Below are 21089 nucleotides of genomic sequence, written 5' to 3'. Positions count from 1 at the left end.
AACCGTTCAAAGTGGCGGTAAACGCCTGTATGCGTAAGCTTTTAACCGTGATTAATGCCATCGTCCGTGATGGCTCACAGTGGAATGCTCACGTGGTTTAATTAACGAATTTGTATCTTGCCAAATATTTTGGGGGATACAGTTGCTACAAATATAGAGACGAATCATAAACTTCTCACATTCTCAACTATACAATTCCCCCATTTTATTATATTGTTGTAGTAGTTCATTAATATGAAACTTTTCAGAATTTCATTGTCAAAGAAGAGCAAATCTTCTTTGATAAAATAAGGAAAATAGATGAAAACATTATTCAAAAAATCAGTATTCGGTTTAGCGTTATTCGGCTTAGTAGGCACAGCGTTTGCTGATGCACAATCGGTGGCAGAATTACAACGCCGTTTAGAGCAAGTGACCCAATACAGTGCGGATTTTGACCAAACCGTGCGTTCAAGCAAAGCAAAAGAGATCCAAAAAGGTAAAGGTAAATTCCAAGTAAAACGTCCAAACTTATTTAGAATGGATACCAAATCTCCACAAGAAAATTTAATTGTTTCTGATGGCAAAAATTTATGGTTTTACGACCCATTTGTTTCACAAGTTACGGTAAATACAGTGCAAGATGCGGTAAATAACACGCCATTTGTCTTATTAACCAGTAGTGATAAAAGCCATTGGGATCAATATGATGTAACCCAAAATGCGGATACCTTCGTATTAAAACCAAAATCGAAAAAGAGCAATTTAAGACAGTTTGATGTGCGTATCGACCAAAGTGGCTTATTAAAAGGATTCAGCACCATTGAACGTGATGGACAGAGTAACCTTTATGTATTGCGTAACATTACCACTGGCGGTGTTTCAAATGATTTATTCAAATTCACCGTGCCGAAAGGGGCTGAGTTAGACGATCAACGTGGTGGCAAGAAATCGAAAAAATAAGATGTGCAAGCGGTCATTTTTGGTAAATTTTTGGCTGAATACGACCGCTTGTTTATTAAGGAATATTTATGAAAGCCCTTTATAATCAACGAGATCCAAAAGAGTGGGAGCAGTTTTTAGCCTTACTTAAACAAGCAGTTTCAGAGGATAAATTAGAGCCATTTTTTTCAATGTTTTTGACTGCTGATGAAAGAGGCTCATTAGGTTTACGTTTGCAGATTGTCCAAGCATTATTAAAAGGTGAAGATTCTCAGCGTGAGATTCAGCAAAATCTAAATACCAGTGCGGCAACTATTACGCGTGGCTCAAATATGCTCAAAACCTTAGATCAAGATTTCCTGAACTGGGTAAATCGTAAAGTGAACGGTAAATAGTCAGATGGCAAAACGTAAAAGTCGTTTTTTAAGCTCGCTTTTAAAGAAAGTAGGGCTTTTTTTTATTCCTCGAAAAATCAGAGCCAAATCAGGTTGGTTGTGGTTTGGCTTTAGCCGTTTATTTACTGTAGGGGGTGTGTTTTTCCTTGTGCCGATGATGTTATTTTCGGTATTGCCTGTGCCATATTCCGCCTATATGGTACAGAAAAAAGTAGAAAATGTCCTGCAAGGTAAAACATACAACATTAAAAAAGATTGGGTAAGCCTTGATGAGATTTCTTGGCAGATGCAGATGGCGGTAATTGCGTCTGAAGATCAGAAATTTGAAAGCCATTTTGGGATTGATTTACAGGCGATTGAAACCGCATTGAAGCTAAATGCTAAATCAAAAAAAGTGCGTGGCGGCTCAACCATTTCCCAGCAAACCGTTAAAAATATGTTTTTATGGCACGGGCCGAGCTGGGTAAGAAAAGGCATTGAAGCCCCACTCACTATTTTAGTGGAATATGTTTGGACAAAGCCTCGCATTTTAGAAGTTTATTTGAACATTGCGGAGTTTGGGTACGGTATTTTTGGTGTTGAAGCTGCAGCTCAACATTTTTTTAAGAAATCAGCAAAAAATTTGAATTTGCAGGAAGCGGCATTATTAGCGGCCTCGTTGCCTAATCCAAATCTGTTTAAAGTGGATAAACCCGGACCAACGATGCGAAAACGCCAAGCGTGGATTATGCGTCAAGTTAGCCAGCTTGATGGTAAAAATTACTTAGATAGACTTTAATGAGAAGAAAGATGACAACACAAAGTAAAGCAACACTTGATACGATTCTATCTCACCGTTCGATTCGCAAATTTACCAAACAACCGATTTCAGAAGAGGTTTTCCAAACCCTAATTAATGCAGGGAAAGCCGCTTCAAGTTCTAACCATTTGCAATGCGTAAGCGTTATCCGCGTAACGGATAAAGACATTCGTGAAACCTTAAAAGCAGTTTCGGGTATGCAATATGTTGTTGATTGCGCCGAGTTTTTAGTGTTCTGTATTGATTTTAATAAACATAAACATCTTGTGCCGGAATCTCAATTAGAATGGGCGGAAGTTTCAATTATTGGAGCGGTTGATACAGGCATTTTTGCTCAAAACGTATTGTTAGCAGCGGAATCTTTAGGCTTAGGTGGCGTTTATATTGGGGCATTGCGTAATGATATTGCTCGTGTATCTGAAGCCTTAAATTTGCCTGAATACTGTGTGCCATTGGTGGGAATGTGCTTAGGCTATCCAGCACAAGATCCCCCTTTAAAACCACGTTTACAAAATAGCTTGGTCTGCTATACGAACCAATATCAGTCTTTAGATGAAGTCGAATTTGCAAAATATAACGAAAATTTGACCGCTTACTACCAAGCAAGAATTGGCGAGCCACAGCAATGGCAAGCTGCAATTCATAAAACTCTAAATAAACCTGTTCGCCCTCATATTCTGCCGTTTTTCAATCAGAAAGGATTATTGAAAAAATGAGATGGCTAATGCTATGCCGTGAGCCTCGTTTATACAGTTGCAAACGAATTAAAGAAGCGTGCCGTGAAAAAGGGATCGAACTAGATATTTTAGATCCTAATAGAATGCTTCTTGCTCTAAATAATGGTAAGTTTGAGGTTTTTTACCAAGAAGGCGAAAGTTACGATAAACATCGCCCTGCACCTGTGCTATTAACAGGTTATGATGCTATTTTGCCTCGTTTTGGCACAAGTAGTACGGAAATGGGCTGTATGGCGCTACGCCATTTTGAAGCGAAAGGTATTCCTGTTTTAAACCATTCAGAAGCATTCGCTTTAGCTCGAAACAAGTGGCGATCTTTGCAGAAATTAGCAGAACATAATTTGCCTGTTCCTAATAGCAATTTTGCAGGACACGTAGTTTCAGTTAAATCGCAATTAGAGCATTTTGAGTTTCCGCTTATTGCCAAAGTGCTGAATGGCTCGCAAGGTAATGGCGTGATCTTGTTTGAAAATAAACCCAATGCGGAAGCGGTGCTATCTACTTGTAGGCAAGTTCAAGAGTCTTATCTATGCCAACAATTCGTGAGCGAGGCTAGAGGTAAAGATATTCGAGCTTTTGTAATTGACGATAACGTTGTGGCGGCAATGAGTAGGTGTAGTGCAGCAGAAGATTTCCGTGCCAATATTCATCAAGGTGGAACAGCCAAACATATTGAATTAACTAAAGAAGAAATAGCATTGGCAATTAAAGCAACAAAAGCAATAGGGCTTGATGTTGCAGGTGTCGATTTTTTGCGAACCGAAAATGGGATATTTATTTTAGAAGTGAATGCAAGCCCGGGTTTTGAAGGCATTGAACAGGTAAATGAAGTTAATATTGCAGAAGAAATAGTCAATTATTTGAGAGAGAAAATCCGCAAATTGTCTTAATTTACGTTGCATTTCTCGCCAATTTCAGTAAAATACACGTTCGGCATATCTTTCGATATGCCGATGTTTTTCGGAAACAGCTGGGTCGCCTGCTGTTTTTTCTATTAACTGGGTCAAACCCATATTTAAGAGAATAAAATAATGTCATACAAATTTGAAGCTGAAGTTCGTTCGGCGCAAGGTAAGGGTGCGAGCCGCCGCCTGCGTCACAATGGTCAAGTTCCTGCAATCATCTACGGTGGTAGCAAAGAACCTGTATCAATCATCTTAAACCACGATGATGTAAACAACGCACAAGTACACGATGCGTTCTACAACGAAGTTTTAACTATTGTTGTTGATGGTAAAGAAGAGCAAGTTAAAGTACAAGCAATTCAACGTCACCCAACTAAACCAAAACTAGTTCACTTAGACTTCAAGCGTGTTTAATCCTTTATTTGCAAGGGTTTAACGCTGTTTTTCGTTCCGAAACTTTTTGCGATTTTATGATTTTTCAGGTCAATAAAATCAATAGTTTACAAAATAGTTTCGGAACGGATTTTAAGTGATTAAATGGCTCTTTTGTCTTTGGCAAAAGGGCTTTATTTTTAGGTGATTTCATCGGTAGGTTTGAGGATTTTGTCTTTTCTGATGTAGTGTTGGGTCATTCGTTTTGATGTATGCCCCAGTTGCTTTTGAGCTTGCTCATCGGTAGCGGAGAGTGAAATATCGGTGGCTGCTTTAGCTCGCATATCACGCATTTGTACCTTTCCGATTTCATCAGCAAGGGCTGGATAGGCTTTCATTGCTTTTTCTCTTATTTCCTTGAAATGGTCGCCTAGACTTCGCCGTTCTAGTTTTCTTCCCCATTTATTCGGGAAAATCCAATCGATTTCATCTTGTAGCCGTTTGTCTAGTATTTCCTTTAGTCGTCCGCTAATTTCAAATCGAACTTTCTTTCCAGTTTTCTGCTGAGTAATGTGCAGTATGCCGTCATAGATATGTGAGCGGTGGATATTACAAATATCAATCGGTCTTTGTCCTAGCAAGTACGCTGTTTCGATAATATCTGCCATTCGTTCATCAGCAAACTCATAGATTTTATCAAGAATGTAATCTTCCACATAAACCTCACGATATTTAGTTGGGAATTTTTTCACGCCTTGAGAGGGGCTTGGAAGCGTTGTATATCCCCACTCCCTTGCCATATTCCAAATCGTATTGAACAATCCCACCTCAATATTTGCAATCGCTGGCGTATCTTTTCGCCACTGCAAATATTGACTGATGTGTTTGGGTTCGATTTTTTCGAGTGGAGCAGGTGGATCACCAAAGAATTTGCATAACCAGCGAATGGCTTGTAAATTAGATTGCCGAGTGTTTTTGGCTTTTTTAGTAGGGACAATTTCCAACTCATAGCGTTTTACCACGTCAATAAATAAAATGATTGGGGATTTTTTGCTATGTTCAAAATTGAGTTTAGCTGCCTCTAGCACAGCTTCGTATTTATTTGTGCCGAGGGATTTTTCTTTACCGTTGGCAAGCACGTAGAAGTAGTATTCTATAATTTGTCCGTTCGCTCTTTTTCTGCGGCGGCAGAGTAGGTTTTGTGGCAATCCATTATTTTCATATTTTCGAGGGCGTGCCATAAGTGCCTCCTTCTTCATTAACTTACGCTTTAAGTGCATTTGATACCCAGTCAGAATCATTCGTTGCAATAGATTTACGCTGTTTAGTTTGAGCATAATCACGGCGGACAACAGGGAAACCATTTGCATTTTCTTTAAATGGAATGCCCATAATGTTGAGCTGTTTTTTGATCGGATTTTTCTGCTTACATTGTGTAATAAATTCAATCTCTTCACGAGAAAGGAAATCAGTGTAGATGTTCATATTCTCTCCTAAAATAAATCCCTCTAAATGAGGGATTGCGTTAAATAATCGTTAAGCCTTTGTCCTATCCACCGCATACAAGGCACAGCCATTATAACTTTTGCCATATGTAACCCTTGTGCGTTTTGCGTTTACTCTGAATGCAAAGGCTGATTTTTGAATGTGAGAAACCATCTTTACCTGCACTTGTCATTGAGGTGTATTTTTTGAATAATTTCCCGTCCAGAGTTATTGCGGCAACAGGAACTGAGCAACGCTCAATATTCATTTTTTTCATCCTTTCGGACTGCTTGCTAAAACCTCCAAGTCTTGAGCAATGCAACATATTTTCTGAGCGTGTACACCACTCTAAATTTTCAGGTCGGTTATTTGTTTTGTCTCTGTCCTTATGATTTACATGCAGATCTGAATAACCGTGAAAAGTTTCGCATACCAGTCTATGGATTAAATAGTCTTTTACTCCATTCTCATCTACAAGCTGAACTCTTAAATAACCATTCTTTAAAGGTCTAGGTTTTAAGATTTTGTTGCAAATTAAATTAGGACTAAGCCGCCTAAGCCTTTTGGCTGGTATTGCCTTAAGGTGGTTAGGGCTTTGTGGTAGTGAGCCTCTTCAAACGGATCGACCTCGAAGTCGGCTAACATCGGCTCAAGTATCCGCTTCATTACGCCAAGCGTGGTTTGATACTCGGTGGCGTGAGTGTAGGCGGTTGCCCCAAACGGCGAACCGATAGCACGCAACGGTTTTTCTAACGTAGCAAGTACTTCAAGGCTGTTATAGAGAGCGAACCACATTGAAGCGAAACGTAGCCATTCTTTTTTGGTTAGCTCCATTGGGATTTTAGGTTCGACAATCGGGGCGATTTGTGAACGTTCTGCTTTGCCGTTGAACCAGTAATCGTGTAAGGCTGCATAGCACTCTTTTTTGTATTTGATGAGTGTTTCTCTGATTTCGGGTTTACAACGTTTCACATCAATACCGAATAGCCAGCCGTTGAGGTATTCGATCGGGAGGCAGATCATTTGTTGATCTCCGCTGGTAGTAGGTACGGTTATGATAACCGTACCCATAGAAAGCACTTCATCTCGTTGAATACGTTGGCGTTGTCCGTCCCAGCATAAACCGATATTTTCGCAAATCGGTTTCATTGCGGTGTAATGTGTGCCGTTTTGCTCAAAGGTGATTAAATCTTGGTTGTTGAATGTGATGATTTGAGTTGATATTTGAGTTGTCATTTTGTAATCCTCGTACTATTTGTTGAAAACAAGCCACTTCTGACAGTGGCGTCGGGAGGTTCAGAAACCCCGTACAAGGTAAGGGCTGGACGTATTTCCTTTCGGTCTTGTATTAGTCGCCCTCCCGACATAGTCAGGATTACGGATATAAAAAAATCGCCTAGTGGCGATTAGTGAACTATCCGCCTTGTACATATTGAGGTTCTGACACCTTAGGCGGAATAGTAAGTTAAAGTTTGGCGATTGTCAAATAAAATTATTTTAATAAATACTAAAAAATAGCTTGCGTTTTATTTGGTATGTATTAAAATAATCTTGTTTTCGGAAAGGGTCTGAAAATGAAGAAGCCGCCCTTGAAGAGAGCGGCAAACATCAGGAACTGGATTATGTATCTTAAGTTGTTAATCCTAGTGATCTTAATCTTAATAAGCACGCCAGCTTATTAGATTAGAAAGCTAAAAGTCCTAGCAGAGAACGCCATCTCTGCTAGGCAGTTCCTAAATAATATAACGTTCCGTATTAAAAATCAACAAGGAATTGACAATGCAAACAGAGAAACGAGGTCGTGGTCGCCCTAAATCAGGTTTAACGCTTCAAGAATTACAAGCAAAAAGCGATGCAAAGCGTGGTGTGCGATTGAAGTCATTCAAGTTCCACGAAGATTTTATTGCTCAACTTGAACAGCTTGCAGAACAACACGGCATTTCGCAAACACAGGTAATCGTTCAAGCGGTTGAGCAGTTTTCAAAAGGGGCGTAAGCCCCTATAAACCTACCCTTCACTGTTCGATGTTTTTAATTAGTTGTTGCATTTCTTAACCCTCTCATTTCTTGCGTTTATGGCTATGCTTAATAATAATTGGCTTCAATTCTTGCTCGTGCAATTCATCTATCTGTTTGAGTAGGTCTTGCTTGTCGGCAACAAGTTCTTCGTTACGTCTAAGCAATGTATTATTTTGTGTTTCAAGATGGTTTATCTGCTCTTTTAGTCGATGGTTTTCGCAAGAGAGCTCATCAAACTTCAAGGCGACGAACTTTATAGATATCTCCTGTGATCGGTATTTTTTCCAATGGTAAAATGGGTTCAGGTTCATTTTTTCTTTCTCTCCAAGTAATGTTGGTAAATCTTTTCGCTGTTGGCGGCATCGGCAAGAATAAATTCCCTGCACATTTCGCCACGGTAGTTGTCCCACGCTAATTCCCGAAAGTTCGGGTATTGGGTAGCAAGAGCTTTTAAGCCATCACAAATATGCTGATACCGCTTTTCGCCAATGCCTTTTAGATTTTTTAAATGCTCTTCTTCCTGCCAGAACAACGTCATTAAATCGCTGATGTTGTGCTTTCGTAGCACACAAGCGGTCTGTTTTTGCAAAAAATTTTCAAGCGGAATGTCTTTAATTTCAGCTTCTGCGGTCGCCTTGATTTGAGTCATTTCATAATGAGTTTTGAGCCTGTCAGCATCAAACAGATGTAGCCAATGCAACAACTTTTCGACATCGCTTTCTGCCAGCTCGGTTTGATAGGGCAGAGCGATAAAAAAGGAGCTTAAAATATGCTCCTTGTTCACGTCGTTAATTTGTGCGGCAGTAAATTCATAAATCCATTGCTGGACTTGTGGGTCGTGGTAAATAAACTCATTATTCGCACTTTGCTGAGTGTGGGTGAAGTAGTTTTGCCCAAGTGGATTACGACACGCTACACCAGCGACAATCGTCCACTTGTGGGGCGTGAGGAAAGTTAGGCGGTAGTCGGTAAATCGACTAGGGGAGAGCCATTCGCCAGTTGGCACCGGTTTGTTGTGAAACACCCAAACTTTCCCCTCTTTGCCTAACCCTTGTGCCTGTATCAGCATTGTGCCTTGCTCAGCTACTCTTGTTGCCCATTTATCAAGTTTTTTGGGATTGTATTTTTTATTACGGGGCTTTTTAGCCATAGCTTTTACCTTGAAAAATCAATTTATTCAGTCGCTGGGTCTAAAATTCTACTTCTCGCTACTTCAATCAGTAGCTGATATTCCCGCTTCGTTTTCTCATCGTGAACTTCGGCGGATTTTGCTAAAAACTCTTCGACCGTGCCAGTAAAACAGCCTCTTGTAACAAGCAGACCGTCTTTACCGTTGTAAACGGTTAGTGTACCGTTCTCTGTGCCGACATTGCTCGCCCAGAAAATCATTTTTCGCTCGGAAATTACAGCATTGCCGCACACCCAAGCATTGCCGTACACCCAAACATTGTCGTACACCCAAGCATTGCCGCACACCCAAGCATTGTCGTACACCCAAGCATTGCCGTACACCCGAGCATTGCCGTACACCCGAGCATTGCCGTACACCCAAACATTGTCGTACACCCAAGCATTGCCGTACACCCGAGCATTGCCGTACACCCGAGCATTGCCGTACACCCGAGCATTGCCGCACACCCAAGCATTGCCGTACACCCGAGCATTGCCGCACACCCAAGCATTGTCGTACACCCAAGCATTGCCGTACACCCAAGCATTGCCGTACTGATCTAAGTTGCTCTCTTTTTCTATATACCCACCAAGTTCACCAGCTGCCACTAAACCAAAAGATATCAACGCTTTAATACGATAAAGCGTTCTGCCGTGGTGGTTGATTGTGTCGTCTTGGAGGAGTTCGTATTTCTTTTGGGTTGTCATATTTTTTTACCTATTAAAAAGCCCCTTTCGGGGCGGTTTTAAGACATTCTTTTCATTTTATCTATGTAAGCCAATATATCGCTTTCCAGATATCCTGTAGAATTTTTGCCTAGTTTGATTTTCTTCGGAAAGTCAGGGCGATAGCGTTTCGATTCCGGATACTGCCAGTCTTGAAATGTTGTTTTTCCTATACCTAACATTTTTCTAGCTTCATTGGGACGTATGATTCGGTCTTTCTTAAACGGTGGATTAACTGGAATGAATTTTCCTTCAGGAGTATCTATAGCCTTCCCTTTAGTAAGCCCTATAATTTCTTCCGGTGATTCATAAATTACAAAGGAATTTATTTCTAAGTTGCTTAGCTCTTCGTTAAAGATTCGCTGGTAGCTGTCAGTTGAAAATTGCAGTATGTATTTATTAAGGTTGTATGAATATTCCTCATCAAAAAATACTAAGCTGCCATCATATTTGTATTCGATTTCTAGGTGTTTATCGAAATCATCAACAACACAGCTTATTACGCCACAATTTTCCTCTTGCTCAAGTGATGGTGTGATTTTAGGGATTGAATATTGTTCATCAAAATAAGATTGAATTGCTAGAATGCGTTCGGCATTAATGTACACTTTTTCGAGATACACAGAATCAATGTACGGGATTCTTTCTCTATTGTCAGTAAATCTCGGTTCATTAATAAACCAAACAAAATGAAGTGGGATTAGTTTTGGCATTACATCATCTCCTGTATTAACTCATCATAATATCTAGCTGCAGCTTCCACTCTGTCTTGGATTTTGGCAATAATGGCTTCATCACGCTTGATCGTCACTGTGGTAAGGCGTTTTTCTTGTGGGATTTTCTCGACTAAATCCACCAGTTTATTCGGGTCTTCGTATGTGCCAATAAGGTCAAATGGTGTGGGGAATAACACAAAGTCGATTTGAGCCTCTTCGCATTCCCAAAGCCACATATAGCCCTGCATTTGGATGTCGTAGCCAGCTTTTTGGGCTTTTACTTCAGCTTCATCACGGAAGAAAGGATGTGTGCCGATGTCCCAACTGCATTTTGTATCGATAATCAGTCTTCGGCTTGGTACATAAATATCACACTCGCCTGAAATCCAATCGTTTTCTCGGCGTTCGGTGTTTTTCTTTAAGACTAAGCCACGAGTAAAGCCACTGAGTTTGATCGCCTGTTCTTCAAGCTGATTGCCTTTGTTTGTGTATTTATTGCCGTCAAAGGATTGATAGCCGAACAGGTCATATTTGGCGATTTCTCTGACCGCACTTTTGGCTGTGTCGGAGATTTTGCCAGCCTCTTTGTCAGCTTTGCTTTTCGGCTCGCTCATTAGCTGATGGAGCATTGAACAACGGGGTTTGAATTTATACATTTGATTGCTGTTCATTTTCTAACTTCTCCAGCTCCGCATATTGCTCTTTGTTGAACTCGTTACCTTGATCGCATAATTCTTGTAAGGTGACTTCTTTATTAATGATATTTTGTTTTAACATTTCAAAACGCTCATCACTTACAAATGCAGAAAATTCAGCTTCAATGATGTTATTTTCAGATTGCTTGCCGGTATCTTGGTTTTCCGCAATGTGTCTTTTATCTACATCATTTTCCATTTCAACGGCTCTGGCTAGCTGTTCCTGCATTGGCATTTTGCTCAACACATATTTGGTTGCTTTGCCCATATACATTTCCAAGTTCCAAAGTGAATAGGGGGAGTAGCTACCGTTTTTCTTGCTTGGGCTGACACCAGCAATCTGTTGGATTTTGCCGATACTAACAAACTTATGAGAGACCTCGCCATCTTCCTTAGTCGAAACCAACACGCCTTTTAGGTGGCTTTCCACCCATTCCGGCAAGTGGTCTTGTTGTGCATCTAGGTTTGGGATATGCTTGACAGTGGTATCAAAGCCGTCACTGAAAATCTCAAATTCGTCACAGTCGTAAATAGGCGTAACATTCAGGCGAATACCAGCACGTTTGGCAAGTAATTGCCAGCCTTTATAGCCAATTTGAAATTCAGCGTCTTTCTTATAGCGGACGATGTAGGCAAGCCCCATATTTTTATTGAGCGATAAATCTAACTCCGCCGCCTGCAATCCTGATTTCACAATGCTTTCCGGTGAACAGGTGGATAGCGTGCCATCTAAGGATACATTAATAAGTGTTGCAGAAAATTTTTCTCGTTTCACCGGATCGCCAAGTAGTTGCATAATGCGATTTTGCGTAGCTTGTCCGGTAATTAAATTTTTAATTTTGGTTTGACGTTCTACTATTGGATTTTTAGCTTGCTGTTGCTGATTTGCAGTTGTCATTTTCTTACCCCTAAATTTCATTTCTACGTTTGTTCTGTTCGGCTAGGTAGGCATTAATTGCGTTACACCAGCCATCAGAACCGGCTAGGATAGTAGCGACGGTTTCAAAGCCGTTGTTTTCTAGCAGTTCGATAATGTTTTCTTCAGCCAAGATGAAAGCCTCTTCGCTAGGATCTTCTTTTGGTTGAAGTGAAGCATTTGTATAGTCTTCGTGTCCTATCATCACACTTTCTCCTAAATATGCTCCAGCATTGTTGCAAGAGCGGCGGGTTCCACTTCAAAATCCCAGTACATTTGACTAAGTGCAGTGCTGGTGTCTGATTTTTGGGCGATATACACCCCCTTGCGGTTATTCGGTAGTATTTCTTTCGGAAATAACAGGATATGGCAATTATCTAGGCTGTAAGGTTTATCCTTTTCCTTGATAAGGAATACACAATAAAAATCAGGAGGATTATCACTTTTAATACGGAAAGCGTATTGGGGCGATCTGGCGTTTTCTTCACTTCCTGTTTTTAATGTGCTACCTTTAACATCAACGGTTTTTCCATTGATGACAAAATCATAATTTGGATTGCTGGTCTGATAGTGGCGGTTCATATCTAACGCATTACCAACCAACTGCCTAAACTGTTCCTCTGCCCAGTCGCCTAAGTTGGTTTCTACCTTATCTTCTTTGTAGCTTTGCCAGTTTGGAGATAACCCAAGTTGTTCTATTGTTTTCGCACATAGCCATACATTTAACCCCACATCAGCAACAATAGCTTTTAAATTACCGTTGTTGCGATAATAGCTATCTAACACCCGATATTGCGTGGTTTCATTTTGTCTGATGAAACCGTGATGTTTGAGAGTGAGATAAACTACGCCGGCACGCAGATTTAAGGCTTTAGCAAACCGGGCTACATCATCGTAACTTTCATATTCAGCCTTTGCCATTTTGAGCAAGGCTTGTTCTTTTTCTTCATCGGCAATTACTCTGTATTTAGCAACAGGTGGCGGTTCTATGGGTGCTTTCGGTATTTCAGGCTTTATGCTTTCTTCCGCTTTTTCTTTAGCAGAATAAAAATTCTTCACGCTTTCTCTTTTTTGTTTGATTGTGTTATGTAATTCGGCTTGCAGTATCTTAGCTGTGGTGATTTCGGATTTCATTTCGCTGATTGGATTAAGCATTTTTCACTCCTAAGGCTTTAGGTGGGTTAAAGCTCAGTAACGTACCGTCTTCAATATCTAAATTCTTCTGTCCGTAGTAAGCTTTTAGCTTGGTAGCATCAAGCTGAAGTTGAGCCAATTCAATGACGGTTCTTCCTAGTTCATTCACTCTTTTGGCTTTTTTGGTGTTTAGTTCAAGCTCCTCGTTTGATTCACTCGACATCACTCTTTCGATGGCATCAAATAAATGGTTGTTCAAGTCATAAAGTCCGTTTTTCATCACGTTTTCTCCAATTTGATTCGTTCTGTAACCTTAAACTCGCATTTCTCCGGCTTACAGTTGCCGGTAGGTACGAGTTCTTCGCCATCACTGCATTGCATTAGTAGGCTGATTGCAACCATAAATAGCAGGGCGGATAAGCCGTATTTGATTAGAGGCTTAAGCCAATTCAGCATTTTTTGCTCCTTGTGTGCGTTTTACCATTTCTGCTAGGGAGTTGAAGAAATCCGCTTCAATAGTAATGGTTTTGGCGTTAGCTCGTCTGTCTAGGTGCAGGCGAATATTGCCATTGCTATCGACGAAGTAGCCATTTAGTCCGTAAGGTGTGAATGGCTTGCGTTTTAGTTTTGATGGCTTAGGTTCAACCTGTTCAACCTGTTCAACCTGTTCAACCTGTTCAACCTGTTCAACCTGTTCAACCTGTTCAACCTGTTCAGGCTCTTCAATACGGTCTAAGATATTGTTAAATACGATAGGCTTACTGCCTCGAATTTCGGGGAATTTTGGAAGACTTGCACCTTCAATGTTATTAAACTCTTTAATTTTCTGATTGAGAGCTTTGATCGCATTGGTTTCTGCCGTCATTTCAAGTGTTTGAATTTCTCTCTTACCGTTTACAATCACTTCACCAAAATAACGTTTTGTGCCGGCATTTTGTAAAATTCGGATAGTGTAGCTTTCGATTTTCATTTCAACAGTTCCTTAATCTGGTTGATACGGTATTCAATTACCTCAAGCATTCCGTCTTGCTTCTGTTTGCGTTGCTCAAGGTTAAGTAATTCAGCTCGTAGGGCTTGGCGGTCTATGGTAAATTGCATAAAGGTTGGCATAATATCGTTCCTTTTTGTTATGCGGATTATTTAACCACTCACCGCCTCGTGGTATATTGCTGTTTCCACACAACCAATATAGGAGAATTAAAAATGTCAAAATCAATGACTTATCGTGATGCTCTTGAATTTGCTTCTCGTCTTATTCCTTCTGAATCTGCGGCAACAGGCTTGCCTTATGAGCAGAGACGGAAGGAGTTAGTTACAATGTTGTTTGAGTATGCTGATAACATTTGGGAGGAGTATTACGAGCGTTATCCTCTTGAAGAGGAATAGACTTCATTGGTGGCTCAAATTTGAAACGGTGTGCTTCAAGCTGTTTTAAAATTTCGCGAGTAATATGATTATGCTCTATGGTTGCTAAGTTGCTTTTAATGGGTAATTCAAGGGCATAATCGGTATAAGTTACGCCATCAACCTCTACTTTAAATGTAAATTTAACGTTCATTTTTCGTTCCTTTTTTAGTCAAAAATCTGAATTTTGGGTGTAAAAAGCCCCTCCGCTGAATGTTACGGAGTGATTACGCAGTTGAGCTGCGGAGGGGAAAGGGGATTAGAATGTTGGCTTTTTGAATGTTGGGTCAAAATTCCGAACGTGTTTCAGCACTCGCCAGTTTGTCATCGGGTCGCAATCAAATTCTTTGGTGATACGTTCAAGAATTTTATGTGCCGATTGTGCAGTGTGGCTATATTCAAAACCTTGTCCGTAAATTTCGCCAGCCATATTTGAGCCGAGTTTTTGAAACATCGGGTAGATGTAGCGGAAAGTATGAATGCCCCGCACGAAAGCGAACCAAGCCCATACTAGGCTTTGGAGTTCATCTTCGGTAAATTCAAAGGTGTATTTCTTTTCAGGCAGTGCAAGCGGTGCGATTTGTTCCACTTTTTGCAAATTCGTGATGAACGCCATTACGTTGCCGAATTGGTCGGCTGGGAGTTGGTCGTACTTGGCGACGTGGAAAATCACTTTGATTTGGCGGTAGATTTCTTGCCAGTGTAGCCCGGTGCGGTGGTGTGCTTGTTGCACCGCCGATTGAATAGCCTGTTGCTGTTCGGGGCTGATAACTTGGTTACGTTCTGCTTTACCTTTGAACCAGTAATCGTGTAAGGCTTGATAGCACTCTTTTTTGTATTTGATGAGCGTTTCTCTGATTTCGGGTTTGCAACGATTAACATCAATGCCGAAGAGCCAGCCGTTGATATATTCTATTGGTAAGCAGATCATTTGTTGATCGCCACCGTTTGTAGGGGTTCTTATGATAAGAATACCCTGCGAAAGGATTTCATCTCGTTTGATCCGTTCGTATTGAGCGTGCCAAGTCAAGCCGATATTTTCGCAGATCGGTTTCATTGCGGTGTAATGTGTGCCGTTTTGCTCGAATGTGATTAAGGCTTGGTTGTTGAAAGAAATGGTTTGAGTAGAAATTTGAGTTGACATAGTCGTAATCCTTAGAGTCTATTTGTTTAAAACAAGCCACTTTCGACAGTGGCGTCGGGAGGTTCGAAAACCCACTCTAAGGTAAGGGCTGGACGTATTTCCTTTCGGTCTTGTATTAGTCGCCCTCCCGACATAGTCAGGATTACGGATATAAAAAAATCGCCTAGTGGCGATTAGTGAACTATCCGCCTTAGAGTATGAGGTTTCGACACCTTGGGCAGAATAGTATTAAATGAATTATTGTTTGTCAAGTTGATCATCAAAATCTACTTTTGGGATAACGAAGAACAAGACTCGCTCTTCTGTGTAATCAACCTTTTCAACAGGGGGGATATTGTCAATATCGTAGGTTTGATTATCCCATTTACCTTTACCTTCTAACGAGACTTTCTTCACAAAATCTATCTGCTTTGCTTCCTCAATTTTATCCAATGACCATAAAATAGATCTTTCAGTATGCAGTAGATTTTCACAAAATCCTTTTGGGTCAAAATCTAAATGCTCAACATCAATAAAACATTCGATAATTTCTTTTAAATACTTCGCTCTGGTGTTGAGGTTTAAGGCTCTTTTTTCTTCCAATGAAAGAATGTTTTTGCTGTGTTTTAGTTGGTTATAAATGAGTTCATTTGCTAGAAATGAAATTTTTTCCTTTTTTATAAAAGGATATTCATTCAAGGCATTTTTTACTCTTTCTATTAACCGTTTTTCGAAGTTAATTTGATATTCGGATGGCACTGGCTCGCTTATATGAAATTTAGTGGCAACAACTTCTGTTTCGAATTTTAAATTTAAACTGATTTCCTCTTGCTCTTGTTTATCTTTTTTAAAGAGCTTTGAAAATATTGACTTAAACATAACAAACCCACGTTCAAGGTACTAAAAAAGCCACTGAATGAGTGGCTTACCTACTTTCTGTTGAAAGTGCGGTTATCTTAATCCGAAGTTTGGCGGTTGTCAAATAAAAAGCCTCAATAATATATGAGGCTATTCAGATTCCCATTTCGTTGCAAGCCATTCAAATTCACAAAAGAGCTTGTTGTTATTGTTGTTGATTCTGCGAAGCTCCATTATGTAGGGCTTGAGCGTGTTCCAGTCTTTAATGACACTGCTTTTGCTCATTCGCTTATATACCGCTTCATCAAATAAGTCTTCCTTGATACCAACACAGATAAATTCAATCGCATTAAGCACATCTAAAACAATGAAATTCTGTCTTTTTTGCTCTGCTGTGGCATTTTTATCATTTAATGCACACGCTAGAACAGTAAGGTTTATACCGCTATCACGCATAGCCATATAGGCTTTTCTGCGTTTACGGTAGTATTCGTTGCTGTTATTGCTGATAAGGAGTTCAATGGTCGATTTTTGCTTATGTTGCTTGCGAAGCTCTTTAAGCTGAGACCACGCAAAAAAGGCTAAGTACCCAGTAAATAAACAAGTACCTAGCCCGACTATTGTGTTCAGCTCTAATTTATTTAAAAGCTGTAAAAGGTAATCCATTAAACCTCCCAGCCCTCATTAGCAATTAATGTAAAGTTAGCTAAATTTTTCATATTTCACTCCTAGATGATGAAGATTATTGTAACTTAGACGAAAAAAGCCTACTCAAGTTCCCTTGGTAAGCTGTTTATGGTCTAAATTGTTACTAAAGAACGAATGATTACTGTCACTAATCGTTAGGCGTAATATTAATCTGACACCGTTATGCTGTCAAACATTTTAACCGCTCTTTTTAAGTTGTAGCAGTTACACAACTTAGCCATTCAAAACTGCTCTACACGGTAGGTTTCCACTTCGTAGGCTCGTCATCGATGATGTGCGTAAAGCGGTTTTGGATGGCGACCGCAGAGAGATTCGAACTCTCGACCCACCGCTTAGAAGGCAGCTGCTCTATCCACTGAACTATGCGGTCAAAGTACCGTTGCTTAACCCCAACGGCAGGGCTTACTTCAATCAAAAGGAGAATGATGGCTAACCATCTCTAACAACTCTCTAGTACATTCGTTTCGCTGCCTAACGCCGACTTTAGAAAACATTAAAACTAAAACGGGGTTATTTGGCTAACTCTTTGTTGAGAGCTGTTAGAGATGGTGGCTCTTTTTATACTTGTGAGCCACCGGGCAAGTAGTGCATTCTGAACCAGCGTTTGTGCTTCCCGATTCACTGCCGGTGCTTAACGTTTCCGCTGGTTCTCACATCGCTTGGTTCGGGCTTTCGTTCCGTCCTGTTGATACCATCTCACCATCGGGCAAGCGGTGTGTTTTTGATTAAATTGTTAAAGAGCATTGAGCCGTAGCTCGTTTTGATGGGTGTATAATACCATTTGTATTCTATTTGTAAATACTAAATGTATTATTTATTTTTAAATTAAATACATTTAGTATTTAAACTGTTGATTTTAAAGAGAAATTATTTTTAGAAAAGTTGATTGATTGCTTGTTTTTTAAACAGAATGCATAGAGAGAAAGGAGAATTACACAGGAATACACTCGAAATATCTTGCCTTACTTATTTTTTGTGATATATTTATATCACATTTGTTTAGTGGGTATCATTATGATTAAGAGTTTCAAGCATAAAGGCTTAAAACAATATTTTGAAAAAGGGATAACAAAAGGTATTCAGCTTAATCATCAGCGTAAAATCGATGGTATTTTAGATTTGATTGATTCAGCAGAAAGTATTGATGAATTTATATCTTTTTACCAATGCCACGAGCTGAAAGGAAATCGAAAAGGCGTTTATTCTATGACGGTTAATGGCAATTGGCGGATTACATTTGAATTTGTAAATGGCGATGCTTATATTTTGAATTATGAAGATTATCATTAGGGGGAGTTATGCGTAAACCAGCACATCCAGGTCAAGTTTTATTAGATGGGTTTATTGAACCAAATAACATCAAAATTAAAGAATTAGCAGATCATCTTGGGTTTTCTCGTGAAACTTTATCAAGAGTATTACACGGCAAAACACCAATGACTGCAAATTTGGCGTTAAGTTTAGAAGAAGCAGGAATTAGTACGGCTAAGTTATGGCTCAACTTACAAACCAAATATGATTTATGGGAGTTAAAGCAGCAACGTTTAAGCTCTGTTATGCCTTTTCATTTTGGTAGAAATTATGGAGAAACTGCTCACGCTTAATAATGCCCTCTTCGGAGGGTTTTATTGTTCTTAGGAAAAGAAAACCGCCCGTAGGCGGTTATTTTATTAGTGAGGGAGAATAGTAAAGTGTTGATTTAGCTTACCATAGGCTTTCTCAACAAATTCTACTTTTGTGGAATGATTAAAATCTAATAGGCGATCTATCTGTGGTAAGTGTACATCTAATCGTCTTGCCATTTCTGCTTTGCGTACACCTTGTTTAATCATTTCATTTAAGAGAAATACTTTCATTGATTGCAGCACGGTAAGATTAACCGTATGTTGTCCCTCTTTAATTGGGCTTGGCATTGGTATTTCTCGTCTATCATCAAAATAGAATTCAAGGGCTGTGGCTAAGCCATCTTGTGCTTCTAATAGGGCTTCTTCTAAGTCCTCACCTACGCTTGCCATTTCAGGAATATCAGGGCAAGTAACAAGATATGTGCCGTTATCATCAGGGGTAATTTCAACTGGGTAGCGTAACATATAAACTCCTAGAAAAGCCCCTCTTTCGAGGGACTTTGTTATTTAAGATCTAAGTCTTTCTTAATCTTATTTACTAAACCTGTACCAATTCTTTGCTCCCGTGATAAGGAAAAACCGATTGTTTTCCGTTTAGTGTTACCTTTCGATGACTGCCTCGCCTATGGTTTTCAATTTCGCAACCTTGAGCAAGTAAGTACCTCAGGAACTCGCTGTATTTCATAAGATACCTCCTTATCAAAACAGCAAAGAAATAATACAACATTTTTGTTGTTATTGCAACATTTTTGTTGTGTTTTTTTTGTGGCAGAAAAGAAAACCGCCACGAGGGCGGTTTATTCAAGGAATATTATTTTATCTTTTGAATTGTTGTAGTAACAGATCGAGTTTATTATCAACCCCATCTATTTTCTTCTCCATATTGCCTAGTCGCTGCTCAACATTGTCTAGTCGTTGTTCGACATTATCTAATCTAGATTCAACTTTAGTGAGGCGAATATCAAGATTTTTGATATTGGTCTCTACTTGGACAAACTTATCATCAATTTTCGAGAATCGAGCTTCAACTTTGGTGTCAAGGTGTGAATATACTGTCCATAATGCAATTCCAGCAGTAACTACTAATGCAATGAGTGTAGAGCCACCAGCTTTATAAAAAGCCTCTTTCGTCAAATAATTTGACTTGATTTCTCTTACATCGCCTTCAACTTGTCTTAATCGAGCATCTAAATTCACTTCTTCGGTCTCCTGATAACTAATTTGTGAATTATTATGCCCGCCGTATACTGCATTTGCAAGTAAGGATAGTATGATTGCATCTTTAGGATCATTTTGAATCATTGGTCTATTCATTTTGTGAGCCCTTAATCCATTCTAAAATTCTCTCTCTGTCGAAAAAAAGCATATTATTACAGCAAACACAAGTGACAATAACGGCTGTTCTCGCTTTTTGGTCTAACCAATATTTTGTTCCTTCCCGTTCATTGAAATGCAAAGAATGAAATTCAGGAGCTGCAAATTTCATAACTTCATCAGGAGATGGCTCTATTCGGTATGGAATGGTTGGAACACCGATAATTTTCTCTCCGCATAATTCCGTAAAAGTGTCATAGCCATCGTGTAAATAATGTTCTTGGCTATTACAAATAGGGCAAGTTAAATTCCGCCCAGTACGTTGCGTGATAAAATCCGCAAACTGTTCAGGTTTAATGCGTTTATTATTCATTTTAACTTCCTTTCTACCCAATAAAACAACCGCTGGCTACAAATAGCTCCGATGCTCAACTGCCACGCCGATAATGCGAATATCTTGTTTCATTGAGCTGAGTGTCGGGAAGTCAGGGTTAAGGGGGATTAATTCAAAATGAGGGTTGCCGGATTCAGACCATTCGCCTAATTCTCGGTAACGTTTTAAGGTTGCTTCGCCTGTGCCATTGACCGCAGCAACATAATCGCCCGGGTGAGGACGTTTGCGAATATCAATTAACACCAGATCGCCTTCACTAAATTTAGGCTCCATCGACATTCCGGAAATTCTTAAAAAGAAAGCGTCCGGTCCGGCATCAACTTCAGTATCAATATAGTCATAGCCCTCCGAATCTTTGAAATCAAAGGCTTCTGTCCATAAACCCGCTTGTATATTGCTGATCAACGGATATGAGTTCGATTTTGTCGGTCTGGCAAGCTGAACATTTGTATCAAAATCCTCAATCGTTCCATCTCCGTTTAGAATGACTTTCTCTACGCCTGTTAAATTAATCATTTGAGCAACTTCATTTACATTTGGCATTCTTCTGCCGGTTAACCAATGCCCTATAGCCCCTTGGGTCTTTCCCATTGTTTCTGCAATGTCATCTTGTCTTAAATTTTGTGCTTGCATTTTTTCACGCACATATTGATTCCACGGTTTTTTCATAGACC

34 protein-coding genes, 1 tRNA gene and 1 pseudogene are annotated in these 21089 nt (G+C 39.8%); 10 read left to right on the top strand and 26 right to left on the bottom strand.

What is annotated here, in order from left to right:
* Positions 1-300 precede the first annotated feature (300 nt).
* The 6 genes from lolA (at position 301) to rplY (ending at position 4171) form a co-directional block, all read left to right on the top strand.
* Positions 301-942: an outer membrane lipoprotein periplasmic chaperone LolA gene (gene lolA, locus ACERCF_RS08290; protein WP_373625280.1), complete on the top strand. Its 642-nt coding sequence runs from the start codon at positions 301-303 to the stop codon at positions 940-942.
* 68 nt (positions 943-1010) lie between these two features.
* Positions 1011-1316, top strand: coding sequence for a trp operon repressor (trpR, locus tag ACERCF_RS08285; protein ID WP_373625279.1), 306 nt, complete (start codon positions 1011-1013; stop codon positions 1314-1316).
* Positions 1317-1320: 4 nt separating this feature from the next.
* Positions 1321-2094: a monofunctional biosynthetic peptidoglycan transglycosylase gene (gene mtgA / locus ACERCF_RS08280; protein WP_373625278.1), complete on the top strand. Its 774-nt coding sequence runs from the start codon at positions 1321-1323 to the stop codon at positions 2092-2094.
* 11 nt (positions 2095-2105) lie between these two features.
* The gene (gene nfsA, locus ACERCF_RS08275) at positions 2106-2831 is read left to right on the top strand and encodes an oxygen-insensitive NADPH nitroreductase (RefSeq protein ID WP_373625277.1); all 726 of its coding nucleotides are present in this window, start codon (positions 2106-2108) and stop codon (positions 2829-2831) included.
* Positions 2828-3742, top strand: coding sequence for an ATP-grasp domain-containing protein (locus tag ACERCF_RS08270; RefSeq protein WP_373625276.1), 915 nt, complete (start codon positions 2828-2830; stop codon positions 3740-3742). The genes nfsA and ACERCF_RS08270 overlap by 4 nt, the downstream gene beginning before the upstream one ends.
* A 141-nt stretch (positions 3743-3883) precedes the next feature.
* Positions 3884-4171, top strand: a complete 288-nt coding sequence (rplY, locus tag ACERCF_RS08265) for a 50S ribosomal protein L25 (RefSeq protein WP_373625275.1) — start codon at positions 3884-3886, stop codon at positions 4169-4171.
* A 158-nt stretch (positions 4172-4329) separates the two neighbouring features.
* On the opposite strand, the gene ACERCF_RS08260 is transcribed toward rplY, so the two are convergent.
* The 5 genes and pseudogenes from ACERCF_RS08260 to ACERCF_RS08240 form a co-directional block, all read right to left on the bottom strand.
* Positions 4330-5370, bottom strand: coding sequence for a tyrosine-type recombinase/integrase (locus ACERCF_RS08260; protein WP_176810093.1), 1041 nt, complete (start codon positions 5368-5370; stop codon positions 4330-4332).
* Between the two features lie 22 nt (positions 5371-5392).
* Entirely contained in the window at positions 5393-5614 is a 222-nt protein-coding gene (locus ACERCF_RS08255) for a DUF4224 domain-containing protein (protein WP_176808608.1), read from the bottom strand.
* Between the two features lie 91 nt (positions 5615-5705).
* Complete coding sequence (locus ACERCF_RS08250) at positions 5706-5882, bottom strand: hypothetical protein (protein WP_373625274.1); 177 nt, start codon at positions 5880-5882, stop codon at positions 5706-5708.
* A gap of 66 nt (positions 5883-5948) precedes the next feature.
* Positions 5949-6059 (bottom strand): annotated as a pseudogene (locus ACERCF_RS08245) (HNH endonuclease); the annotation flags it as partial.
* 89 nt (positions 6060-6148) lie between these two features.
* Positions 6149-6850 carry a phage antirepressor N-terminal domain-containing protein gene (locus ACERCF_RS08240; RefSeq protein ID WP_373625273.1) on the bottom strand — a complete coding sequence of 234 codons (702 nt, stop codon included), beginning with the start codon at positions 6848-6850 and terminating at the stop codon, positions 6149-6151.
* Between the two features lie 543 nt (positions 6851-7393).
* Here ACERCF_RS08240 and ACERCF_RS08235 point away from each other — a divergent pair.
* On the top strand, positions 7394-7609 hold the full coding sequence (locus ACERCF_RS08235; protein ID WP_006247827.1) for a hypothetical protein: 216 nt from the start codon (positions 7394-7396) through the stop codon (positions 7607-7609).
* Positions 7610-7673: 64 nt separating this feature from the next.
* On the opposite strand, the gene ACERCF_RS08230 is transcribed toward ACERCF_RS08235, so the two are convergent.
* The 12 genes from ACERCF_RS08230 to ACERCF_RS08175 form a co-directional block, all read right to left on the bottom strand.
* A complete protein-coding gene (locus tag ACERCF_RS08230; RefSeq protein ID WP_373625272.1) occupies positions 7674-7943 on the bottom strand; it encodes a hypothetical protein in 270 nt (89 codons plus the stop codon).
* Positions 7940-8782 carry a hypothetical protein gene (locus tag ACERCF_RS08225; RefSeq protein ID WP_373625271.1) on the bottom strand — a complete coding sequence of 281 codons (843 nt, stop codon included), beginning with the start codon at positions 8780-8782 and terminating at the stop codon, positions 7940-7942. Before ACERCF_RS08225 ends, ACERCF_RS08230 begins: the two co-directional genes overlap by 4 nt.
* Before the next feature lie 23 nt (positions 8783-8805).
* Complete coding sequence (locus ACERCF_RS08220) at positions 8806-9510, bottom strand: LbetaH domain-containing protein (RefSeq protein ID WP_373625270.1); 705 nt, start codon at positions 9508-9510, stop codon at positions 8806-8808.
* Between the two features lie 38 nt (positions 9511-9548).
* A complete protein-coding gene (locus ACERCF_RS08215) occupies positions 9549-9710 on the bottom strand; it encodes a helix-turn-helix transcriptional regulator (RefSeq protein ID WP_373625282.1) in 162 nt (53 codons plus the stop codon).
* A 530-nt stretch (positions 9711-10240) separates the two neighbouring features.
* Positions 10241-10915 (bottom strand): translocation protein TolB precursor, encoded by a 675-nt coding sequence (locus tag ACERCF_RS08210; protein WP_373625269.1) that lies wholly within the window; start codon positions 10913-10915, stop codon positions 10241-10243.
* Positions 10893-11837, bottom strand: coding sequence for a recombinase RecT (locus tag ACERCF_RS08205; RefSeq protein ID WP_373625268.1), 945 nt, complete (start codon positions 11835-11837; stop codon positions 10893-10895). Before ACERCF_RS08205 ends, ACERCF_RS08210 begins: the two co-directional genes overlap by 23 nt.
* 10 nt (positions 11838-11847) lie before the next feature.
* Complete coding sequence (locus ACERCF_RS08200) at positions 11848-12060, bottom strand: hypothetical protein (RefSeq protein ID WP_373625281.1); 213 nt, start codon at positions 12058-12060, stop codon at positions 11848-11850.
* 11 nt (positions 12061-12071) lie between these two features.
* Entirely contained in the window at positions 12072-13010 is a 939-nt protein-coding gene (locus tag ACERCF_RS08195) for a riboflavin synthase subunit alpha (RefSeq protein WP_373625267.1), read from the bottom strand.
* The gene (locus ACERCF_RS08190; protein ID WP_373625266.1) at positions 13003-13269 is read right to left on the bottom strand and encodes a hypothetical protein; all 267 of its coding nucleotides are present in this window, start codon (positions 13267-13269) and stop codon (positions 13003-13005) included. The genes ACERCF_RS08195 and ACERCF_RS08190 overlap by 8 nt, the downstream gene beginning before the upstream one ends.
* Positions 13269-13445 (bottom strand): hypothetical protein, encoded by a 177-nt coding sequence (locus ACERCF_RS08185; protein ID WP_373625265.1) that lies wholly within the window; start codon positions 13443-13445, stop codon positions 13269-13271. Before ACERCF_RS08185 ends, ACERCF_RS08190 begins: the two co-directional genes overlap by 1 nt.
* The gene (locus ACERCF_RS08180; RefSeq protein ID WP_373625264.1) at positions 13429-13959 is read right to left on the bottom strand and encodes a hypothetical protein; all 531 of its coding nucleotides are present in this window, start codon (positions 13957-13959) and stop codon (positions 13429-13431) included. Before ACERCF_RS08180 ends, ACERCF_RS08185 begins: the two co-directional genes overlap by 17 nt.
* Positions 13956-14099, bottom strand: coding sequence for a hypothetical protein (locus ACERCF_RS08175; RefSeq protein WP_373625263.1), 144 nt, complete (start codon positions 14097-14099; stop codon positions 13956-13958). The genes ACERCF_RS08180 and ACERCF_RS08175 overlap by 4 nt, the downstream gene beginning before the upstream one ends.
* Positions 14100-14192: 93 nt before the next feature.
* On the opposite strand from ACERCF_RS08175, the gene ACERCF_RS08170 reads away from it, so the two are divergent.
* Positions 14193-14375: a hypothetical protein gene (locus tag ACERCF_RS08170; RefSeq protein ID WP_373625262.1), complete on the top strand. Its 183-nt coding sequence runs from the start codon at positions 14193-14195 to the stop codon at positions 14373-14375.
* 277 nt (positions 14376-14652) lie between these two features.
* On the opposite strand, the gene ACERCF_RS08165 is transcribed toward ACERCF_RS08170, so the two are convergent.
* The 4 genes from ACERCF_RS08165 to ACERCF_RS08150 form a co-directional block, all read right to left on the bottom strand.
* Entirely contained in the window at positions 14653-15537 is an 885-nt protein-coding gene (locus ACERCF_RS08165; RefSeq protein ID WP_373625261.1) for a phage antirepressor N-terminal domain-containing protein, read from the bottom strand.
* A gap of 237 nt (positions 15538-15774) precedes the next feature.
* The gene (locus ACERCF_RS08160) at positions 15775-16395 is read right to left on the bottom strand and encodes a hypothetical protein (protein ID WP_373625260.1); all 621 of its coding nucleotides are present in this window, start codon (positions 16393-16395) and stop codon (positions 15775-15777) included.
* Between the two features lie 129 nt (positions 16396-16524).
* Complete coding sequence (locus tag ACERCF_RS08155) at positions 16525-17040, bottom strand: DUF4760 domain-containing protein (protein WP_373625259.1); 516 nt, start codon at positions 17038-17040, stop codon at positions 16525-16527.
* A gap of 336 nt (positions 17041-17376) precedes the next feature.
* A tRNA-Arg gene (locus ACERCF_RS08150) sits at positions 17377-17452 on the bottom strand.
* A 644-nt stretch (positions 17453-18096) separates the two neighbouring features.
* Between ACERCF_RS08150 and ACERCF_RS08145 the strand changes: the two genes are divergently transcribed.
* Positions 18097-18372 (top strand): type II toxin-antitoxin system RelE/ParE family toxin, encoded by a 276-nt coding sequence (locus tag ACERCF_RS08145; RefSeq protein ID WP_373625258.1) that lies wholly within the window; start codon positions 18097-18099, stop codon positions 18370-18372.
* 8 nt (positions 18373-18380) lie between these two features.
* On the top strand, positions 18381-18686 hold the full coding sequence (locus ACERCF_RS08140; RefSeq protein ID WP_373625257.1) for a HigA family addiction module antitoxin: 306 nt from the start codon (positions 18381-18383) through the stop codon (positions 18684-18686).
* Positions 18687-18752: 66 nt separating this feature from the next.
* Here ACERCF_RS08140 and ACERCF_RS08135 read toward each other — a convergent pair whose 3' ends face one another.
* The 5 genes from ACERCF_RS08135 to ACERCF_RS08115 all read right to left on the bottom strand — a co-directional run bounded on the left by ACERCF_RS08135 (position 18753) and on the right by ACERCF_RS08115 (position 21084).
* Positions 18753-19172: a type II toxin-antitoxin system HicB family antitoxin gene (locus ACERCF_RS08135; RefSeq protein ID WP_006250074.1), complete on the bottom strand. Its 420-nt coding sequence runs from the start codon at positions 19170-19172 to the stop codon at positions 18753-18755.
* 73 nt (positions 19173-19245) lie between these two features.
* Positions 19246-19392 (bottom strand): type II toxin-antitoxin system HicA family toxin, encoded by a 147-nt coding sequence (locus ACERCF_RS08130; RefSeq protein ID WP_373625256.1) that lies wholly within the window; start codon positions 19390-19392, stop codon positions 19246-19248.
* Positions 19393-19523: 131 nt separating this feature from the next.
* Positions 19524-20021, bottom strand: coding sequence for a hypothetical protein (locus ACERCF_RS08125; protein ID WP_373625255.1), 498 nt, complete (start codon positions 20019-20021; stop codon positions 19524-19526).
* The gene (locus tag ACERCF_RS08120; RefSeq protein ID WP_006248823.1) at positions 20014-20394 is read right to left on the bottom strand and encodes a hypothetical protein; all 381 of its coding nucleotides are present in this window, start codon (positions 20392-20394) and stop codon (positions 20014-20016) included. Before ACERCF_RS08120 ends, ACERCF_RS08125 begins: the two co-directional genes overlap by 8 nt.
* A 36-nt stretch (positions 20395-20430) precedes the next feature.
* Positions 20431-21084 carry a LexA family protein gene (locus ACERCF_RS08115; protein ID WP_373625254.1) on the bottom strand — a complete coding sequence of 218 codons (654 nt, stop codon included), beginning with the start codon at positions 21082-21084 and terminating at the stop codon, positions 20431-20433.
* Positions 21085-21089: the final 5 nt, after the last annotated feature.

This window comes from Mannheimia kashgarensis, assembly GCF_041807705.1.
GTDB lineage: Bacteria > Pseudomonadota > Gammaproteobacteria > Enterobacterales > Pasteurellaceae > Mannheimia.
Note: the sequence above shows the minus strand (reverse complement) of the source record. Positions and strands in the feature narration are given on the sequence as shown.

What these genes read in the sequence shown, in the direction of transcription:
- lolA (WP_373625280.1), top strand. Translation starts at nt 301, where the DNA reads ATGAAAACATTATTCAAAAAATCAGTATTCGGTTTAGCGTTATTCGGC.
- trpR (WP_373625279.1), top strand. Translation starts at nt 1,011, where the DNA reads ATGAAAGCCCTTTATAATCAACGAGATCCAAAAGAGTGGGAGCAGTTT.
- mtgA (WP_373625278.1), top strand. Translation starts at nt 1,321, where the DNA reads ATGGCAAAACGTAAAAGTCGTTTTTTAAGCTCGCTTTTAAAGAAAGTA.
- nfsA (WP_373625277.1), top strand. Translation starts at nt 2,106, where the DNA reads ATGACAACACAAAGTAAAGCAACACTTGATACGATTCTATCTCACCGT.
- ACERCF_RS08270 (WP_373625276.1), top strand. Translation starts at nt 2,828, where the DNA reads ATGAGATGGCTAATGCTATGCCGTGAGCCTCGTTTATACAGTTGCAAA.
- rplY (WP_373625275.1), top strand. Translation starts at nt 3,884, where the DNA reads ATGTCATACAAATTTGAAGCTGAAGTTCGTTCGGCGCAAGGTAAGGGT.
- ACERCF_RS08260 (WP_176810093.1), bottom strand. Translation starts at nt 5,370, where the DNA reads ATGGCACGCCCTCGAAAATATGAAAATAATGGATTGCCACAAAACCTA.
- ACERCF_RS08255 (WP_176808608.1), bottom strand. Translation starts at nt 5,614, where the DNA reads ATGAACATCTACACTGATTTCCTTTCTCGTGAAGAGATTGAATTTATT.
- ACERCF_RS08250 (WP_373625274.1), bottom strand. Translation starts at nt 5,882, where the DNA reads ATGAATATTGAGCGTTGCTCAGTTCCTGTTGCCGCAATAACTCTGGAC.
- ACERCF_RS08240 (WP_373625273.1), bottom strand. Translation starts at nt 6,850, where the DNA reads ATGACAACTCAAATATCAACTCAAATCATCACATTCAACAACCAAGAT.
- ACERCF_RS08235 (WP_006247827.1), top strand. Translation starts at nt 7,394, where the DNA reads ATGCAAACAGAGAAACGAGGTCGTGGTCGCCCTAAATCAGGTTTAACG.
- ACERCF_RS08230 (WP_373625272.1), bottom strand. Translation starts at nt 7,943, where the DNA reads ATGAACCTGAACCCATTTTACCATTGGAAAAAATACCGATCACAGGAG.
- ACERCF_RS08225 (WP_373625271.1), bottom strand. Translation starts at nt 8,782, where the DNA reads ATGGCTAAAAAGCCCCGTAATAAAAAATACAATCCCAAAAAACTTGAT.
- ACERCF_RS08220 (WP_373625270.1), bottom strand. Translation starts at nt 9,510, where the DNA reads ATGACAACCCAAAAGAAATACGAACTCCTCCAAGACGACACAATCAAC.
- ACERCF_RS08215 (WP_373625282.1), bottom strand. Translation starts at nt 9,710, where the DNA reads ATGTTAGGTATAGGAAAAACAACATTTCAAGACTGGCAGTATCCGGAA.
- ACERCF_RS08210 (WP_373625269.1), bottom strand. Translation starts at nt 10,915, where the DNA reads ATGAACAGCAATCAAATGTATAAATTCAAACCCCGTTGTTCAATGCTC.
- ACERCF_RS08205 (WP_373625268.1), bottom strand. Translation starts at nt 11,837, where the DNA reads ATGACAACTGCAAATCAGCAACAGCAAGCTAAAAATCCAATAGTAGAA.
- ACERCF_RS08200 (WP_373625281.1), bottom strand. Translation starts at nt 12,060, where the DNA reads ATGATAGGACACGAAGACTATACAAATGCTTCACTTCAACCAAAAGAA.
- ACERCF_RS08195 (WP_373625267.1), bottom strand. Translation starts at nt 13,010, where the DNA reads ATGCTTAATCCAATCAGCGAAATGAAATCCGAAATCACCACAGCTAAG.
- ACERCF_RS08190 (WP_373625266.1), bottom strand. Translation starts at nt 13,269, where the DNA reads ATGAAAAACGGACTTTATGACTTGAACAACCATTTATTTGATGCCATC.
- ACERCF_RS08185 (WP_373625265.1), bottom strand. Translation starts at nt 13,445, where the DNA reads ATGCTGAATTGGCTTAAGCCTCTAATCAAATACGGCTTATCCGCCCTG.
- ACERCF_RS08180 (WP_373625264.1), bottom strand. Translation starts at nt 13,959, where the DNA reads ATGAAAATCGAAAGCTACACTATCCGAATTTTACAAAATGCCGGCACA.
- ACERCF_RS08175 (WP_373625263.1), bottom strand. Translation starts at nt 14,099, where the DNA reads ATGCCAACCTTTATGCAATTTACCATAGACCGCCAAGCCCTACGAGCT.
- ACERCF_RS08170 (WP_373625262.1), top strand. Translation starts at nt 14,193, where the DNA reads ATGTCAAAATCAATGACTTATCGTGATGCTCTTGAATTTGCTTCTCGT.
- ACERCF_RS08165 (WP_373625261.1), bottom strand. Translation starts at nt 15,537, where the DNA reads ATGTCAACTCAAATTTCTACTCAAACCATTTCTTTCAACAACCAAGCC.
- ACERCF_RS08160 (WP_373625260.1), bottom strand. Translation starts at nt 16,395, where the DNA reads ATGTTTAAGTCAATATTTTCAAAGCTCTTTAAAAAAGATAAACAAGAG.
- ACERCF_RS08155 (WP_373625259.1), bottom strand. Translation starts at nt 17,040, where the DNA reads ATGGATTACCTTTTACAGCTTTTAAATAAATTAGAGCTGAACACAATA.
- ACERCF_RS08145 (WP_373625258.1), top strand. Translation starts at nt 18,097, where the DNA reads ATGATTAAGAGTTTCAAGCATAAAGGCTTAAAACAATATTTTGAAAAA.
- ACERCF_RS08140 (WP_373625257.1), top strand. Translation starts at nt 18,381, where the DNA reads ATGCGTAAACCAGCACATCCAGGTCAAGTTTTATTAGATGGGTTTATT.
- ACERCF_RS08135 (WP_006250074.1), bottom strand. Translation starts at nt 19,172, where the DNA reads ATGTTACGCTACCCAGTTGAAATTACCCCTGATGATAACGGCACATAT.
- ACERCF_RS08130 (WP_373625256.1), bottom strand. Translation starts at nt 19,392, where the DNA reads ATGAAATACAGCGAGTTCCTGAGGTACTTACTTGCTCAAGGTTGCGAA.
- ACERCF_RS08125 (WP_373625255.1), bottom strand. Translation starts at nt 20,021, where the DNA reads ATGAATAGACCAATGATTCAAAATGATCCTAAAGATGCAATCATACTA.
- ACERCF_RS08120 (WP_006248823.1), bottom strand. Translation starts at nt 20,394, where the DNA reads ATGAATAATAAACGCATTAAACCTGAACAGTTTGCGGATTTTATCACG.
- ACERCF_RS08115 (WP_373625254.1), bottom strand. Translation starts at nt 21,084, where the DNA reads ATGAAAAAACCGTGGAATCAATATGTGCGTGAAAAAATGCAAGCACAA.